The organism is Streptomyces avidinii, from assembly GCF_014650695.1.
GTDB lineage: Bacteria > Actinomycetota > Actinomycetes > Streptomycetales > Streptomycetaceae > Streptomyces > Streptomyces avidinii.
Map to the genome: position 1 here is coordinate 284,941 of NZ_BMVL01000004.1, position 17,366 is coordinate 302,306.

Genomic DNA, 17,366 nt, shown 5'->3' on the forward strand with positions numbered 1-17,366 from the left:
CCATTAGGGTTTCCCTCGCGCGTTCGAGTGAACTCAGTCCGTCGGCATCGGGAGCTCCAGAGCATGTACCTCGCGGACCGCTCCGCGCCCGCGGGCGCGGAGCCCGCTCCGGACCGGGGGCCCGTCCGGGCCGCCGCGGTCGCCCCGACCGTCCTCGCACTGGGCACGGTCAGCCTGATCACCGACATCTCCTCCGAGATGGTCACCGCCGTCCTGCCGCTGTACCTGATCGCCGGGCTGGGCCTGAGCCCCCTCGGCTTCGGGGCCCTCGACGGCGTCTACAACGGGGTCAGCGCCCTGGTGCAGCTGACCGGCGGACACCTCGCCGACCGGGTTCGCAACCACAAGCTGATCGCCGGCATCGGCTACGGCCTGTCCGCCCTGTGCAAACCGCTGCTGCTGTTCGCCCACAGCCTGGGCCCGATCAGCGTGATCCTCACCCTGGAACGCACCGGCAAGGGACTGCGCACCGCCCCGCGCGACGCACTGATCTCCCTGTCCACCCCGCCCGAGTTACAAGGACGCGCCTTCGGTGTGCACCGGGCCATGGACACCACCGGCGCGCTGCTCGGCCCGCTCGCCGCGTTCCTCATCCTGAGCGTCGCGGTCGACGGCTACGACGCCGTCTTCGGCGTCAGCGCCTGTGTCGCCGCCCTCGGCGTCGTGGTGCTCATGCTCTTCGTCCCGTCCGGCGACGGCGACACCCGGCCCCGACCCCGTCCTCGGCCGCCCGTGCCCCGTACGGCCGAGGCCGATTCCGTCGACGCCGCCGCCGAACCTGCCGCTGTCGCAGCCGCTGCCGCCGTCCCCGCCGCGGACCGCCCGGCCCCCGTCCGGTTGCGCGACGCCCTCGGCCTGCTGCGTCTGCCCCGGCTGCGCAACCTGGCGATCTGCGCCGTCCTGCTGGGCCTGACCACCGTCAGCGACGCCTTCGTCTACCTGCTCCTGCAACGCCGCACCGGCATCGGCGACCAGTGGTTCCCGCTGCTGCCGCTGGGCACCGCCGCCGTGTTCCTGGTGCTCGCCGTGCCCGCCGGGGCCCTCGCCGACCGGATCGGCCGGCGCACCGTGTTCCTCACCGGGCACGCCCTCCTGCTGGCCGGCTACGCGCTGCTGCTGTGGGCCCCCGACCAGCCGGCGCTGCCCTACCTCGTCCTCGCCCTGCACGGCATGTTCTACGCCGCCACCGACGGCGTGCTGCCCGCAGCCGTCGCCGCCACCGTCCCCGCGGAACTGCGCGCCACCGGCCTGGCCCTGGTCGGCACCGGCCAGGCGCTGGCCCGCTTCGGCTGCTCGCTCGCCTTCGGCGCGGCGTGGACGCTGTGGGGCGCCGGCCCGGCCCTGGCCGCCGCCGCGGCCGGCCTGCTCTGCTGCGCGGCCGTCGCCGGCTTCGTCCTGCGTCCGGCCGCACCGGACGTCCCCCTCCCCGACCCGAACCGCACCGGAAGCCCGTGAGGCCCCCCAGATGACTCTGTCGTTGTCACGCCGCCTGATCGTCCTCGCGGTGGCGGTACTGCTGCTCGGGGGTCTGGCCGCCGCGCTCGTGCTGCGCGCCGCCTCCCGCGACGACAAGCCCTCAGCGGGCGGCCCGACGGTCGCCCCGGGGACCGTCACCCTCACCCGGCCGGGCACCTTGACCTTCCTCAACGGCGGTCAGGGCCCGCACCGCGGAGCCCTCGCCTCCGTCCCGGCCGACGCCCCCGACTCCGAGCGCACCGCCTCCGAGCTCAACTGCCGGCGCTTCTACGCCGCTTCGGGCACCGGCGTGTGCCTGCGCTCCACACCGGGCGCGCTCGCCCAGGACAACAAGGCGCTGATCGTCGACTCCGAGCTGCGCACGCTGCGCAGCTTCCCCCTCGCGGGAACCCCCAGCCGGGCCCGGGTATCGCCCAGCGGCCGGTTCGCCGCCTGGACGGTCTTCGTCTCGGGGGAGTCCTACGGCGCCGCGTTCTTCTCCACCCGGACCGCGATCGTGGACACCCGCACCGGGAAGCTGGAGGCGAACCTGGAGGAGTTCACGATCACCATGGACGGCCGGGAGCACCGCGCCCAGGACGTGAACTTCTGGGGGGTCACCTTCTCCAAGGACGACGACACCTTCTACGCCACCCTCTCCACCGGCGGCGAGACCCACCTCGTCAAGGGCTCGATCTCGGGGCGCTCCGTCACCACCCTCGCGAAGAACGTGGAATGCCCGTCGCTGTCCCCGGACGAGACGCGCATCGCGTACAAGAAGCGGGTCCGGGCCGGGGCCTCGCTCTGGCGCGAGCACGTGATGGACCTCGGGACGCTGCGCGAGCACGCGCTCGCGGAGAAGCGCAGCGTGGACGACCAGGCCGCCTGGCTCGACGACCGCACCCTCGCCTACGGCCTGCCCACCGACGGCGCCGCCGACAGCACGGACCTGTGGACCGTGCCCGCCGACGGCAGCGGCACCCCCCGGCTGCTGGCCCCCGGGGCCTCCTCCCCGGTCCGCCTGGGCTGAACACCGCAGGCGGACCGGGGGGAGCGACCGGGGCGGGCCGGGTGGGTCCGGGTCAGGCCCGGTCCACGAAGGTCCGTACCCGCTCGACGAGTCCGGCGTTGTCGCGGATCCAGCCGTAGTGCCTGCTGCCCCGCGTGCCGTCGCCCAGTACGAGCTCCCAGTGGGTCACCCGCGCGCTCGTGAGCTTGTCGCTGAGCCCCCGTACCCCGCCGGGCGGGGCCATGTTGTCGCCCCTGACGGTCACCGCCAGCACCGGCAGGTCCAGCTTCGCCAGCCAGGGCTCGAAATCCACCGGTGAGGACGGCACGTCGTAGCGGCCCGTCCGGACCTGGGTGGCCATGTCCCGCAGGATCTGCGCCGAGTCGTTCCCCAGCACCTTGATGCGCCGGCCGGGGAAGTACCCGTACACCGAGGCGAAGAGGGCCGCGAGCTGGAACCCCGCGAGCATCCCCAGGCTCCGCGGAAAGGGCCAGCCGCGCCAGTGGCAGGACGGGGCGCCCACCAGGATCGCGCCCGCCGCCATGTGCGGTTCCCGGCTTAGGTAGAGCGTGCCGAGCTGCCCGCCGAGGCTGTGCCCCAGCAGATGGCGCGGCGCCCCGGGGAAGGCCGCCGCCACCGCCCGGAACAGCGCGGGGTAGTCGTACGTCACCATCTCGTGGTAGCCGTACCGCACCCCGCGCCGTACCCGGACCGAGCTCGTGCCCTGTCCCCGCAGCTCACCGAGGGCCACCTGGAAGCCGGCCGCCACGAGGGCCTCCGCCAGGGGGGTGTAGGAGACGGCCCTGGTGCCCATGGCGGGCATGCACACCAGCACCGGCGCCGAAGGCTCTTCGGGCCTGCGGTGCAGCCGGACATGGACCGTGGCGCCGTCCTCGGCGCGCACGGTCTCCGTGGTCACTTCGGTGGACGGAATTACAGGCCTCCCTCACTCGTGGCCATCCTGCGCATCTCGCGGAACACGTTGAGCAGCTGGATCTCGCTCGACCCCTCGAAGATCGTGAGGGCGCGCGCGTCCCGCCAGCGCTTCTCGACCCCGTAATCGGCGGCGATGCCCCGCCACCCGTACAACTGCAGGATCTCGTTGGAGGCACGCACGGCGAGCTCGGTCGCCGCGTACTTGGCCATGGAGCTCTCCCTGCCGAAGGGCAGCCCCCGGTCGGCCAGGCCGGTCGCCTCCTCCAGCAGTTTGCGCGCCGCGCACAGTTCCACGTACAGCCGCCCGAGGGTCAGCTGCACATGGCTGAGGGTGTCCATGCGGTCGTCCGGGTACACCCGGCGCTCGCCCACCCAGGTCAGTGCGTCGCGGAGCATGGCGGCCACGATCCCCGTCCCGCAGGCGGCCCCGCCGATCCGGATGGTCGCGAGGAGCTCGTTCAGCAGGAACTCCCCGTCGCCGGCCCGCCCGATCAGGCTGACCGGCTCCAGGGCCACGTCCCGGAAGGTCACCGCGGGCGTGGGCAGGCAGCGGAACGCCGCCTTGTCGATGTCCTCGCTCACGGTCACCCCCGCAGCGTCCCGCGGAACGGCGAAGAACGACAGACCGCGTTTGCGGTTGTCCACCACCGTGTTGGCCAGAACGATGAACACGTCGGCGACGGTCCCGTTCCCGGACATGCACTTGCCGCCGTTGAGCAGCCAGCCGGACTCCGTCCGCACGGCGCGGGTGCCGGCCGCCAGCAGGTTCGAGCCGTTCTCGGGCTCGGTGAGCCCGAGGGCCGCGTACCCGTTGTCCTTCAGGAGCCGGGTGACGAAGAGCTCCTTCTGCTCCGCGGTGCCGGCGGCGACCACGGGATGCAGCGCCCCGCGGTTGAACACCAGCGTCCAGGTCATCCCCGGGCAGACCGCCGACAGCTCGCTGATGCCCTCGGCGAACTCCGTGTAGGACAGCCCGGCGCCGCCCAGCTCCTCGGGGAAGGCGGCGTTGAGGATCCCCTCGGCCGCGGCCCGTTCGTGGATCGGGACGGGGAACGTCCGCTCCTCGTCGTAACGGCGGACGTGCGGCGCCATCACCTCATCGGCAAAAGTGCGGAACGTCTGCTTCCACTCTGATCGACTGCGTGATTCTTCCACGACCATCCTAAGAAACGGTGATGACGAACTTGCCGATGTTGGCCCGGTTGCGGAGCTGTGTGATCGCCCGTGGCGCCTCCTCGAAGGGGAAGACCCCGCCCACGGCGGGACGGAACACGCCCGCGTCGATCAGCTCGACGAGGCGGTCCATCAGGGGCCGGAGCCTGGCCGGATCACGTGCCAGGGCACCCACGTTCACCGTGCAGAAGGAACGGCTGCTCATGAACAGGTCCCGGCCGTTCACGGCCAGGTCGAGCACCCCCGCCGCACCGATCTCGACGAAGCGGCCTCCCGAGCGCAGCAGGGCCAGACCTCGGCCCACGGCGTCGCCGGAGAGGGAGTCGACGATGAGGTCCAGTCCCTGATCAGGGCTCAGTTCCCTTACTGCGTCGGCGAAATCGGCCTCGGCGTAGTTGATCGGGTACTGGACGCCCAGCGCCCGCAGGTGCTCCAGCTTGGCCTCCGTACTCGCCGTGCCGAACACCGTGGCGCCGTGGTGCAGCGCCAGCTGGACGCACGCCGTCCCGGTCGCGCCCGCCGCCGCCTGGATGAGCACCCGGTCGCCCGGGTCCACGCGCGCCCCGCGCTCCAGGCAGGCGATCGCGGTGAGTCCGCTGATCAGCATGGCCACCGAGTCCGTGAACGAGACGCCGGCGGGCAGCGGAGCCACCGTGTACGCCTCGGTCGTCACGCGGGCCGCGTAACCGCCCTGCAGGGTCAGCGCGAGGACCTCGTCGCCGGGCCGGACGTGCTCGACCGCGTCACCCACCGCGTGCACCACACCGGCCACCTCGTGCCCGGGGACGAACGGCGGGGTGGACAGGAACGGATGGAAGCCGGTGGACGCCAGCACGTCGATGAAGTTGACGCCGACGGCGTGCACGTCGATGACCACCTCGCTCGGTGCGGGCCTGCGCACGGGTACGTCCTGCAGGCGCATGTCGAGCCCGGACGGCCCGGCCACGACGGTGTAACCGCGCACGGTGCTGTGGCGCTCCGCCTCGTCCAGCGTGATCTCCCGGGCGCTCTCCACCGGCGTCCCGCCCGTCGCGGCGGGTGCGTCGGGTGCGTCGGGGCGTACGTCCGGCTCCGGGGACTCCGCCGCGAGCAGGCCCTCCAGATGGAGCCCGACCGCGTCCACGGTCCGGTGGTTGAACATGAACGTCGCCGGCAGTTCGAGCCCGAAGTGGGCCCCGATCCGGCGGGTGAGGGAGACGGCGAGCAGCGAGTCGATGCCCAGGCGGTCGAAGCGTACCGAGGTGTCGATCTCGGCCGGCGGGCGGCGCAGCGCGCGGGCCAGCTCCGCCCGGACGAACTCGGCGGCGGAGCCGGCCCCGTCCTCCGCGCGCGCGGCGCCCGCGGCGCGCGGCCGCGCCGCCCCGGCCTCCCCGGCCGCGCCGGCCCCGCGGTTGAACCGGGCCACGAGCCCGTCGGCGACCTCGTCCCGTACGTCCAGCACCGCCAGCTGCAGGTGGGTGCCGGCCAGGGCCTTCAGGAAGGCCTCGGCCCCCGCCTCGGGGGACATCGGGTGCAGGCCCGATTCCAGGAGCCGGGCCTGGTACCTGGGGTCCGCGACCATCCCCAGCTCCGCCCACGGGCCCCAGTTGATCGTTCGCACGGGCGTGCGCCGGCTGCGTACGGTGCCGGTGAGCGCGTCGAGCGTGGCATTGCCCGCCGCGTACGCACCCTGGCCCGCCGTCACGAACAGGCTGGCCATGGAGGAGAACAGGACGATGAAGTCCAGGTCCTCCGCGGCCACCGCGTCGATCAGGATCCGGGCGCCCCGCTCCTTCGGCGCCGTGATCGCGTGCATGCGTTCCGCCGACGTCGACCCGATCAGCGCGTCGTCGAGGATGCCCGCGGTGTGGATCACACCGTGCAGGGCGCCGAAGCGCCGGAGCGTCTCGTCCAGGGCGCGCCGCACGGCGGCCTCGTCGGTCACATCGGCCTGGAGGTAGAGCAGCCGTCCCCCCGCGGCGTCGACCGCCTCCTCCAGCTGCGGGTCGACCTCCGCCCGGCGGCCGGTGAGCACCACCCGTGCCCCCGCCTCGCGGGCGAGGGTGACCGCGAGCGTGGATCCCAGGCCGCCCTGCCCGCCCGTGATCCAGTAGACGCCACCGGGCCTCAGCTCCGCCGGGGCCGCGGAGGCCTCCACCGGGGTCAGGGACGGGAGCGTGCGCTCGCCGTGCCGGTAGCGGACGCAGAACGCGTCGGGCCGTACCGCGAGCTCCGCGGCGATGTCGCGGGCGAGTTCACGGGTGGTGAGCGCGTCGGCCTCCACCCGGATCGCCCGCCCCGACCAGCTCACGGTCTCCTGTTCGAGCGCCCGCAGCAGCGGGGGCAGTGCCACGTCACCGGTCACCAGGGCGAGCTCCCGGCGCGCCGTCGACGTGCTCTTCGTGGCGCTCCGCAGCAGCGCGAGGAAGGCCTCGCGCTCCGGTTCGACGACGAGCAGCCGAGCGGCGGCCGGCAGGCCCTCCAGGAACCGCGGACCGTCCTCCTCGCCGCAGGGCAGGGCGGCGACCGAGACGGTGGCCCCGCCCCTGCGCAGCTCCTCCACCAGCGGCACGCAGCGTTCGGCGTCCCCGGTGAGCAGGACGACCTCGCCCGGCCTGCCGGCGGCCTCCGCGGGCCGCGGCTGCGGCCGGGCGTCCACCGCGAGGAAGCGCAGCGAGTGCCGGTTGCCCATCCGCTTGAGGGAGACCCCCGTGAACTCCACGAGGACCTGCCCCTCGGGGTCGAGGATCGTCACGTCGCAGTCGAACGTGTCCGCGTCCGCGTCGAGTTCGCTCCGCAGCCGCACATGGGCCAGGGTCGGACCGGACCACGGCGCGAACACGTCGACCCGGCGGTAGCCGAACCCCACGAAGGTGCCGCTGGCTCCCGCGTCGACGGACAGCCCGGCGATGGACTGCATCGCTCCGTCCGCGACGTCCGCGGGAAGCGGGCGGCCGAGCGTCCGCGGGGACGGCGGCGCGAGCCGGGTGAGCAGCTCCTTGTCGCCCAGCCACATCTCGGTCACCATCCGCATGGTGTCCCCGTACGAGAGCCCGGACGCCGCCAGGTGCTCGTACAGGGCGTCGGTCTCGACGCGCCGCGGGCACCGCAGGAGGATCGCGGCCGGATCGGCCGGCGCCGGGGCCGGCCCGGTGGCCGACCAGCCGGCCGAGACGTGCTCCTCCCACGCGGCGCCGTGCTCGTGCGCCGCCCGGCTCTCCACGGACAGGAACGGCTCGTCGCCCGCGCGCAGCCGCCGCGAGACCCGTACCTGCCGGGACTCCTCCCCGGCGACCGCCAGGGAGTTCGTCACCAGGACGTCGCTGAGCCCGTATCCGCCCACCTGCTCGGGGTTGAGTTCCCGCAGCGCCGCGTCGAGCATCCAGGCGGCGGGCGCGATCGCCCGCTCCTGCACCCGGTGGTCACGGATGACCGGCAGCGAGCCGGTGACCAGGACGCCCTCCGCGCGCGGGCCCGCGGGCTCGACCCAGTGCTCCTGGCGCTGCCAGGGGTACGGGGGCAGCCGCCTGCCGGCGCGCGGCCGGCCGGCGTGGAAGGCGACCCAGTCGATCTCGCAGCCGGCCTCGAAGAGCGCGGCGACCGACTCGTACGGGGCCCGGTCGTCCGCGCGGCGCATCGCCGGTACGGCGGCGACGTCCCGGTCCTCGTCCTCCAGGCACTCGGTCACCGAGACCGACAGCAGGGGGTGCGGGCTCATCTCCAGGAACACGCGGTGACCGGCCGCCCCGGCCCCGCGGACCGCGTCGGCGAACAGCACCGGCTCGCGCAGGTTGCGCCACCAGTACGCGGCGTCCAGCCCGGTGGTGTCGAAACGCTCCCCGGTGAGGGAGGAGTGGAAGGCGACCGTCGCGGGACGGGGCGACAGCCCGGCGAGTTCCGCGACCAGGTCCTCCCGGAGGTCCTCCAGCAGCGCGCAGTGCGAGGCCACGTCCACCTTGACGCGTCGGCCGAAGACGCCCTCGGCGTCCATGGCGGCGACGAACTCGTCGACGGCCGCGGTCTCGCCGGACACGATGGTCGTGCTCGGGCCGTTGTGCGCCGCGAGCGACAGTCGCTCCCCGTAGGGCTCCAGCGCCTTGCGCACGTCCGACACCGGCAGGGAGACCAGCGCCATGGCGCCCTGCCCCCGGTGCCGCATCATCAGGGCGCTGCGGCGGCAGATGATCCGCGCCGCGTCCTCCAACCGCAGGGCGCCCGAGACATGGGCGGCCGCGACCTCTCCCATGCTGTGGCCGATGACCCCGGCGGGCCGGACGCCCCAGGACCGGAAGAGCGCCGCCAGCCCCACCTGCATCGCGAACACGGCGGGCTGGACGACATCGATGCGCTCCAGCAGGGGAGCGGCGTCCTGCGAGGTCAGCACCTCGCGCAGGGACCAGTCGACGTGCGGGGCGAAGGCCTGCTCGCAGCGGGAGACGGCGAGGTCGAAGGCGGGCTCCGACTCGATCAGGGCCCGCCCCATTCCGAGCCACTGGGCACCCTGCCCGGGGAACACGAAGACGACGCCCGCCTCGTCGGGCACGTGCCGCGCACCGGTGAACGGCTCGCGCAGCCGTGCGAGGAGCTCGCCGCGGTCCGCGAAGGCGAAGGCCGCGCGGACCTCCCGCCCCCGGGGGCCGCCCCGGCCCCGGACCTGTGTCGCCGCGGCCGAGCCCCGGCCCACCTCGTCCTCGTCCAGGCCCTCGGCCCACGCCGCGTGGTCCGCGGCCTGTGCGTGCAGGGCCGGTTCGGTGGCGGCCGACAGGGCCAGCAGCTGTACGGGGCGCCGCGCGGGCCGGTCCTCGCAGGCCCCGGTGGCCGCCGGGGCGGGGCCGAGCACCGCGTGGGCGTTGGTGCCGCCGAAGCCGAAGGAGCTCACTCCGGCCACGCCGACCTCGTCGGGAGACTCCCAGCGCCGCAGCGAGGACTGCACGCGCAGCCCGAGTCCGTCGAAGTCGATGTCCGGGTTGGGCTCGTCGCAGTGCAGGGACGGCGGCAGGGCCCCGTGTTCGAAGCACAGCGCCAGTTTGATCACGCCGGCGATGCCCGCCGCCGCCTCCAGGTGCCCGACGTTCGTCTTCACCGAACCGATCGCGCACGGCCGGTCGGCGGCGCGCCCCCGGTTCAGTACGCCGCCCAGGGCGGCGGCCTCGATCTGGTCGCCGATGGCCGTGCCCGTCCCGTGGGCCTCGACGTAGCCGACCTCCCGCGGCCGGGCGCCCGCCCGGCCGAGCGCCTGGCGCACGACCTCTTCCTGGGACCGGCGGCTCGGCGCCAGCAGGCCGTTGGTCCGCCCGTCGGAGGTCACCGCCGAGCCGCGGATCACCGCGGAGACGCGGTCGCCGTCGCGCAGCGCCTGGCTCAGCGGCTTCAGCACGACCACGCCCGCGCCCTCGCTGCGTACGTAGCCGTCGGCCTGCGCCGAGAAGGTCTTGCAGCGCCCGTCGGGCGCCATGACGCCGGATTTGTCGAAGGCCTCGGTGATCGCCGGGGACAGGATCACGTTCACCCCGCCGACGATGGCGACGTCGCACTCGCCGCGCCGGATCGCGTCGCACGCGAGGTGGACGGCGACGAGGGAGGAGGAGCAGGCCGTGTCGACGGCCAGGCTCGGCCCGCGCAGGTCGAGCAGGTAGGAGAGCCGGTTGGCGGCGACGCTGGAGGCTCCGCCGAGCAGCGAATAGGCGTCCGCCGAGGGCGAGTTCGCGAGGGCGTCGCGGTAGTCCGAGCTGGAGATGCCGATGAAGACGCCCGTGGGCGAACCGGCCAGGCCGTACGGATCGAGACCTGCGTCCTCGACGGCCTCCCAGGCGACCTCCAGCATGAGCCGCTGCTGCGGGTCGAGTTTGGCGGCCTCGTGCTCGTTGATGCCGAAGAAGTCGAGGTCCAGGCCGCCGATCCCGGTGAGGAAGCCACCGAGGGCGGCCCGGTCCGTGCCGCCGTTCCCGCCGCCCCAGCGGGCGAACCGGTCGTCGGGTACCCGCCCGATGGCGTCCCCGCCCCGTTCGAGCAGCTCCCAGAAGGCCTCCGGGCCGTCCGCTCCGGGGAACCTGCACCCCATGCCGATGATCGCGACCGGTTCGTCCGGGGTCGTTCCCGTGGCCGCGCGCTGGGGCGCGGCGGTCGCGCCCCGCTCGGGCCGCCCGTCCCGCAGGTGCTCCAGGATCTCCCGGAGCGTCGGGTACTCGTACGCGATCGTCGGTGAGACCTTGCGGTCCAGGAGCGCGCCGAGCTCTCCCGCGAGCGCGACCGCGTCGATCGAGGACAGGCCGTAGGCGGCCAGTGGTTCGTGGACCGAGATGTCCTCGCCCGAACCGAGACGGGCCAGCTCGGCGATGCGCCGGCGCAGCCAGGTTTCCAGCTCCGTGTCCAACATGTGCTCCCCCTGTGTTCTGCTGTGGTTCGAGTCAGCGCTGCGCGTTCCACGGAGACCGGCCGGTCAGGTACTCCTTCCGGGTCTCCCCGCGCTGCAGCTTCCCGCTCGACGTCTTGGGAAGGGTTCCGGCGGGAAGGAGGACCACGTCGCGTGCGGTCAGCCGGTGTTCCTGGGCCACGGCGTGCCGTACCGCGTTCGCCACGGCCTCCGACTCCGAGCGGTCCTCGCCGGCGGCGGCCCCCGGCCGGAGTTCGGCCGCGACCACCACGCTCTCCTCCCCGTCCGTGGTCACGCCGAAGGCGGCCACGCAGCCGGGCCGGATCGCGGAGTGCGCGCTCTCGGCGGTCCGCTCGATGTCGTGGGGGTAGTGGTTGCGTCCGCCGACGATGATGACGTCCTTGATGCGGCCGCAGACGAACAGGCCGTCCTCGGTCCGGAAGCCGAGGTCCCCCGTGCGCATGTACGGGCCCTGTCCGCCGTCGCTCGGCGTGGCCTCGAACGCCTCCCGGCTGAGGTCGGGCCGCTGCCAGTAGCCCACGGCGACGCTCTCGCCCGCGACCCAGATCTCGCCGACCTCGCCCGGGGCGCACCGGGTGTGCCGCTTGGGGTCGACGATGGCGACGTCCAGCGTCCGGCTGATGCCGCAGCTGACGAGGACGCGCGCGTTCGGACTGTCCTGCGGCACGATCCGGGCGACGCCCTCCTCGAGCTCGCTCTCGTCGAAGGACCGGAAGATCCACGGCTGTTCGATCGGCGCCCCGCTCACCAGCAGCGTGCTCTCGGCGAGACCATAGACCGGAATAATGGTTTCCGGACGGAACCCGCAGGAGGCGAAGGCCGCGGAGAAGCGCTTCATCGATTCCGCGCGAACGGGTTCGGCGCCATTGGTGGCGACGGCCCAGGACGACAGATCCAGCGTCGCGCGGTCCTCTTCGGACACTTTTCGGGTGCACAGGTCGAACGCGAAGTTGGGCGCGGCCGACAGGGTTCCGCGGTACTTCGAGATTGCGCGCAGCCACCGCACCGGGTTCTGCAGGAATGCCACGGTGGGCATCGAAACGGAATGGATCCCCAGCATCGCCGGCGCGACGATCATCGAGATGAGCCCCATGTCGTGATAGGGCGGCAGCCACCCCACGACGACGGTCGAATGGTCGAGTCCGAGCGATGTGCGGATGAGGTCGGTGTTGTGGGCGAGGTTCCGGTGGGTGACCATCACGCCCTTCGGCTGACCGGTCGAGCCGGAGGTGTACTGGAGGAACGCGAGGGAATCCGGATCGGGGGCCGGGGCGGACCAGCCCGCTCCGCCGGCGTCCGGAATCTCGTCGACCGCCAGCCAGGCGGTTTCCTGGAGTTCCGGAATCGAGCGCGCCGTGGTCTCGATGGCCGCCTGTATCGCGGAGGTGGTCAAAATGGCCGCGGGCTGGGCGTCCTCGGCGATGCCGGCCAGCCGGAGCAGCCCTCGCGCACGCTGCGCGGGGTGCGGCAGGTAGGCGGGGACGGCGACGACGCCGGCGTACAGGCAGCCGAAGTACGCGACGACGAAGTCCTGGCCGGGCATGAACAGCAGCAGGGCCCGGGAACCGGGCTCCACCTGCGCACGGAGGCTTGCGGCCACGGCCCGCGCCCGGGTGTCGAGCATCGAGAAGGTGAGTGAGGGTTCGGCCTCGTCGCCGTCGGGCAGGAAGGTGAACAGATCGTGATCCGGGATGCGCGCAGCGTGTGCGTGCAGTGCGTCGACCACCGTTTCGAAGCGGACCTCGTCCAGGGCGGTGGGGGACAGCGCGAATGACTCGTCAAGCATTCTCAGCCTCATTCAGTGCCGATCGGATGCTCGCACCGGGTGCGGGCCGGCAGGCAAATGGCGAAAGCGGCGCGCGGCTCCACGAGCGCGCTCCGCGCGAGATGCCCGTTCCCGGGGATACCGGAGCACGGGATGCCGGAGCTCCAGGGCTCACGGCGACAGCGGTCTGTACGGAGCCGCGGATCTGCGGACAGGGTGGTGCGCTGCTCTCCGGGGCGAATGACCCGAGGTCACGCAACCGGCGTCAATCGCATCCTGATCCGCAAACATCAACCTTGTCTTCCGGTGAGTTTCGATCCGCAGCACAGCGCGGACGCGGAGAAGGATTGATTCATTCCGCATGCGTCCGGTCGTTCTGCGAGCGCGTTCCATGTTCGTGCGGCCCCGAGAGGGGCGCCGGCTATCGCGCCGGGGCGATAGCGCCTGCAACTTGGTGGGCTTGGCGGAGGTACAGACGGAAACAGCCAAAGGCTGGAAGAGGGGTTCTGGGCAGTACTGGTCCAAACCTTAGGGCGGGCCCCTGGATTCGGTCAACTCGCGCTTAATGGCCGGAAGTTGACTGCGAATGCAAGAAGACGAGGGAATTTTCGGCCAACCTCCGGCCGGTGCGGACGGCGCTCGGGAGGGGGTGCCGCGGCTCCGAGCGGGGCGGACGACAAGGGGGCCCGGTGACCGTAGTTGATGCTTGCTGAGCGAAACTGATCGTTTCCCTGGCGGGTATCCCGCCATTCGGGCAAGCCATTCGCTCGCTCCCGAGAAGCCCGGGAGCGCCCCGACGAAGATGGGAGAACCGGCCGTGACCGGTATCGAGTTCCTCGCCTCGTTCCTCAGGACCGGACGACTGCACGGGATCGGCATCGGCTCCACCCTCGGCGAGGTGGACCGGGCCGTCCGCCACCGCTTCGTCGACGTGGTCGACGAGGACGGCCGGTCGCTGCGCCGCGACTACGGATTCGTCGAGTTCTACTTCAACGCCGGGAACGAGTGGGTGATGTCCGGCGGCTCCATCGAACTGCACCGGCTCGCGTCCGGCCGGTACAGGGCGAAGGAATGGGCCCGGACCATGGAGATCGCGTTCCCCCGCCATGTCGCCTGGCGGGACCTGCGCGACGAACTCGCGCGCATCCCCGGAGCCCCGGAGCTCACGGTCGGTGACCAGGGCGGTTTCCTCGAGTACCGGGCTTCGGCGTCCGGCGTCTCGGTCCTCGTCGTGGACGACGAGGAGGAGGAGCGGGGCTGCCACGCGGGGCACGGGGACGTGTGGAGCGTCAGCCTGTGGGCGCCCGTACGGGCGAGGTGACCGCCCGGCCGTCGCCCTGCTGCTCCTGGCCCTGCTGAAGAACTCCGAACGCAGGGCCGAACACGCGATCCAGCGCAAGCTCGACGCGATCGCCGCCGCCCTCCTGGAGCAGTTCGACGGCGAGCCGGGCCGCGCGCACCAGGAGCTGGTCAAGGCCATCGGGATCGAGGACGGCGAGTAGCGCAGCCGCCCCGGGGGCGCCCTGCCCCCTTGGGCCGAGCGGACCCCGGAACGGGCGCTTTCGAGTGACCCGCCGCGCGGGCCTCGGCCACGGGCGGCCCGAACTCCCCGACCATCTCAGGCGGCCGGTCATGTTCCGGCCACGGGCCGCCGACCAGGCCGGGCACCGCGCGCACGCGGCTCCGGGCCGCGCCGCTGGGAGATCACTTGTACGTCCTGCTCGTGGCGAGCGCGTTCAACAGCCTCACGCAGCGAGTCCACGCCGAGCTGCGCGACCACGGCCACCGCGTCGCGGTCGAACTCGCCCTGCCCGGCGCCCCCCTGGGCGACGCCGTACGCGCTCACCACCCCGACCTCGTCATCGCCCCGATGCTCCGCACCGCCATCCCCGAGGAGATCTGGGCCGACCGCACCTGCCTGGTCGTCCACCCCGGACCGGTCGGCGACCGCGGTCCCTCCTCCCTCGACCGCGCCATCCAGGACGGCGAGCCCCGATGGGGGGTGACCGTCCTCCAGGCCAACGCGGAGATGGACGCCGGCGACGTCTGGGCGAGCGTCGAGTGCCCCGTACCGCCCGTCGGCAAGAGCGACCTCTACCGCGGCGAGATCGCCGACGCCGCGCTGGAGGCCGTCCTGCTCGCGGTGGAACGCTTCGCCTCCGGTACGTACACCCCGCAGCCGCAGGCCGCCGGCCGGGCCCGGCCGCTGCTGCGCCAGGAGGAGCGACGGATCGACTGGGAGCGCGATGGCACCGCGGACGTCCTGCGCGCGCTGCGCGCCGCGGACTCGCAGCCCGGCGTACAGGACGAGCTGCTCGGCGGCGAGTGGTTCCTGCACGGCGGGCACCGCGAGGAGCGGCTGCGCGGGTGCCCCGGCGAGCTGCTGGCCACCCGGACCGGGGCCGTCTGCCGGGCCACGGCGGACGGCGCCGTCTGGATCCCGGAACTGCGCGCCCGCCGCCTCCCGGGCGGCCCGGTCGCCGCCAAGCTGCCCGCGACGCTGGCACTCGCGGACCGGCTGCCACCGCTTCCCGAGGTCCCCGCGCCGCCGGACAGCGGCCCGCACCGCCGCACCTGGTCGGACATCGGCTACCACGAGGACGGACAGGCCGGTTTCCTGTCGTTCTCCTTCCCCGGCGGCGCGATGAGCACCGCGCACTGCCGCCGTCTGCTGGACGCCTACCGGACCGCCTGTACCCGCCCCACGACCGTCCTGGTCCTCGGCGGCGGCCGCGACTTCTTCTCCAACGGCATCCACCTCGGTGTCATCGAGGCCGCGGACGACCCGGCCGAGGAATCCTGGGCCAACATCAACGCCATCAACGACCTGGTCGAGGCGGTGCTGACCACCACCGACCGGCTCGTGGTCAGCGCGCTGGGCGGCAACGCCGCCGCCGGCGGGGCCATGCTCGCCCTCGCCGCCGACGAGGTCTGGTGCCGCTCGGGCGTCGTCCTGAACCCGCACTACCGCCTGATGGGGCTGCACGGCTCCGAGTACTGGACGTACACCCTGCCGCGCCGCGTCGGCCCCTCCCTCGCGGAACGCCTCACCGCCGAGGCCCTCCCGCTGAGCGCAGCCGCCGCGCACGGGCTCGGACTGGTCGACCGTACGCTCCCCTGCCCGCCCGGGGAGTTCACCGCCGAGACGGAGCGCCTCGCGGTGCGCCTCGCCGGGCTGCCCGCCACCGCCTCCCGGATCGCCGGGAAGAAGGCGGCGCGCGAGCGCGACGAGGCCCTGCGGCCGCTCGCCGCCCACCGCGAGGCCGAGCTGGCCCTGATGCGGCGGACCTTCTTCGACCCGGACGCCCCCTACCACGCCCTGCGCCGCGCCTTCGTCCGCAAGGAACGCCCTGCGGCCACCCCGCCCCACCTCCGGGGGCCGGGATAGGCCCCGCGGCACCGCGGCCGTCCGTCCGCCCGGTGTCACTGGACTGGCCGTACCTGACGCGGCACCCGGGCCGGACTGCTGTTAGCAAGAAAGGTGTGGGTGAGGCAGGCCGCCTCTCCCCACCCCCTCCCGATCCCCTCCCCGAGGAGCCGTCCCATGGCCACAGCGACGCAGGAAAAGGTTGAGGATCCGCTGATCCACATCCTCTGGATCAACGCGGGGCTGAGCTGCGACGGCGACTCCGTGTCCCTGACGGCAGCGATGCAGCCGAGCATCGAGGAGATCGTCACCGGTGTACTGCCCGGTCTTCCGAAGATCGCCGTGCACTGGCCGCTGATCGACTTCGAATGCGGCCCGGTCGGCGGCGCCGACACCTTCATCGAATGGTTCTTCAAGGGCGAGCGGGGCGAGATCGATCCCTTCGTCCTGGTGGTCGAGGGGTCCATCCCCAACGAGAAGATCAAGCCCGAGGGCTACTGGTGCGGCTTCGGTGACGACCCGGAGACCGGTCAGCCCATCACCACCAGCGAGTGGATCGACCGGCTGGCCCCCAAGGCCCTCGCCGTCGTGGCCATCGGCACCTGCGCCACGTACGGCGGTATCCACGCGATGGAGGGCAACCCGACGGGCGCCATGGGCGTGCCCGACTACCTGGGCTGGGACTGGACCTCAAAGGCCGGCATCCCGATCGTCTGCGTACCGGGCTGCCCGATCCAGCCGGACAACTTCTCGGAGACCCTGACCTACCTGCTCTACCAGGCGGCCGGCTCCGCCCCGATGATCCCCCTCGACGACAAGCTGCGTCCGACCTGGCTCTTCGGGGCCACCGTCCACGAGGGCTGCGACCGGGCCGGCTACTACGAGCAGGGCCAGTTCGCCGAGACCTACGACTCCCCGCTATGCCTGGTCAAGCTGGGCTGCTGGGGCCCCGTCGTCAAGTGCAACGTGCCCAAGCGCGGCTGGATGAACGGCATCGGCGGCTGCCCCAACGTCGGCGGCATCTGCATCGCCTGCACCATGCCCGGCTTCCCCGACAAGTTCATGCCGTTCATGGACGAACCTCCCGGCGCCAAGGTCTCCACGAAGGCGAGCGGCGCGTACGGCGCCCTGATCCGCCGGCTGAGGTCCGTCACCGCCCACACGGTCGACGAGGAACCGAAGTGGCGGCAGACCGGCCGGGCCCTGACCACGGGCTACCGCCCGCCCTGGTGACGCCCCCCGGAAGCACACCCCAACTCCCGCTCTCCGCACCGAAGAAGGGTCACGG

At 72.9% G+C, this 17,366-nt stretch carries 9 protein-coding genes; 5 read left to right on the top strand and 4 right to left on the bottom strand.

Translation table 11 applies throughout. The features are described from left to right. Positions 1-63: 63 nt before the first annotated feature. Positions 64-1,455 carry an MFS transporter gene (locus IE257_RS12265; protein ID WP_189967751.1) on the top strand — a complete coding sequence of 464 codons (1,392 nt, stop codon included), beginning with the start codon at positions 64-66 and terminating at the stop codon, positions 1,453-1,455. Positions 1,456-1,471: 16 nt separating this feature from the next. Then, positions 1,472-2,485, top strand: a complete 1,014-nt coding sequence (locus tag IE257_RS12270) for a TolB-like translocation protein (protein WP_189968317.1) — start codon at positions 1,472-1,474, stop codon at positions 2,483-2,485. A 52-nt stretch (positions 2,486-2,537) separates the two neighbouring features. Here IE257_RS12270 and IE257_RS12275 read toward each other — a convergent pair whose 3' ends face one another. From IE257_RS12275 to IE257_RS12290, 4 genes are read right to left on the bottom strand one after another with little or no spacing between them, the layout of a single operon-like run. Then, complete coding sequence (locus tag IE257_RS12275) at positions 2,538-3,383, bottom strand: alpha/beta hydrolase family protein (protein WP_189967753.1); 846 nt, start codon at positions 3,381-3,383, stop codon at positions 2,538-2,540. Positions 3,384-3,397: 14 nt separating this feature from the next. Then, complete coding sequence (locus tag IE257_RS12280; RefSeq protein WP_268251399.1) at positions 3,398-4,561, bottom strand: acyl-CoA dehydrogenase family protein; 1,164 nt, start codon at positions 4,559-4,561, stop codon at positions 3,398-3,400. A gap of 1 nt (position 4,562) precedes the next feature. Next, entirely contained in the window at positions 4,563-10,928 is a 6,366-nt protein-coding gene (locus IE257_RS12285; protein WP_189967757.1) for a type I polyketide synthase, read from the bottom strand. A 31-nt stretch (positions 10,929-10,959) separates the two neighbouring features. Continuing rightward, the gene (locus tag IE257_RS12290; protein ID WP_189967759.1) at positions 10,960-12,732 is read right to left on the bottom strand and encodes a fatty acyl-AMP ligase; all 1,773 of its coding nucleotides are present in this window, start codon (positions 12,730-12,732) and stop codon (positions 10,960-10,962) included. 796 nt (positions 12,733-13,528) lie between these two features. Between IE257_RS12290 and IE257_RS12295 the strand changes: the two genes are divergently transcribed. From IE257_RS12295 to IE257_RS12305, 3 genes are all read left to right on the top strand, one after another. Next, complete coding sequence (locus IE257_RS12295; RefSeq protein ID WP_189967761.1) at positions 13,529-14,032, top strand: hypothetical protein; 504 nt, start codon at positions 13,529-13,531, stop codon at positions 14,030-14,032. A 387-nt stretch (positions 14,033-14,419) separates the two neighbouring features. Beyond that, positions 14,420-16,099 carry an enoyl-CoA hydratase-related protein gene (locus IE257_RS12300; RefSeq protein ID WP_189967763.1) on the top strand — a complete coding sequence of 560 codons (1,680 nt, stop codon included), beginning with the start codon at positions 14,420-14,422 and terminating at the stop codon, positions 16,097-16,099. A 156-nt stretch (positions 16,100-16,255) separates the two neighbouring features. Then, positions 16,256-17,311: an NADH-quinone oxidoreductase subunit B family protein gene (locus IE257_RS12305; RefSeq protein WP_189967765.1), complete on the top strand. Its 1,056-nt coding sequence runs from the start codon at positions 16,256-16,258 to the stop codon at positions 17,309-17,311. The last annotated feature ends 55 nt before the right edge of the window (positions 17,312-17,366 follow it).

Coding starts and splice junctions, on each gene's coding strand:
- IE257_RS12265 (WP_189967751.1), top strand. CDS start 64: ATGTACCTCGCGGACCGCTCCGCGCCCGCGGGCGCGGAGCCCGCTCCG.
- IE257_RS12280 (WP_268251399.1), bottom strand. CDS start 4,561: ATGGTCGTGGAAGAATCACGCAGTCGATCAGAGTGGAAGCAGACGTTC.
- IE257_RS12285 (WP_189967757.1), bottom strand. CDS start 10,928: ATGTTGGACACGGAGCTGGAAACCTGGCTGCGCCGGCGCATCGCCGAG.
- IE257_RS12290 (WP_189967759.1), bottom strand. CDS start 12,732: ATGCTTGACGAGTCATTCGCGCTGTCCCCCACCGCCCTGGACGAGGTC.
- IE257_RS12305 (WP_189967765.1), top strand. CDS start 16,256: ATGGCCACAGCGACGCAGGAAAAGGTTGAGGATCCGCTGATCCACATC.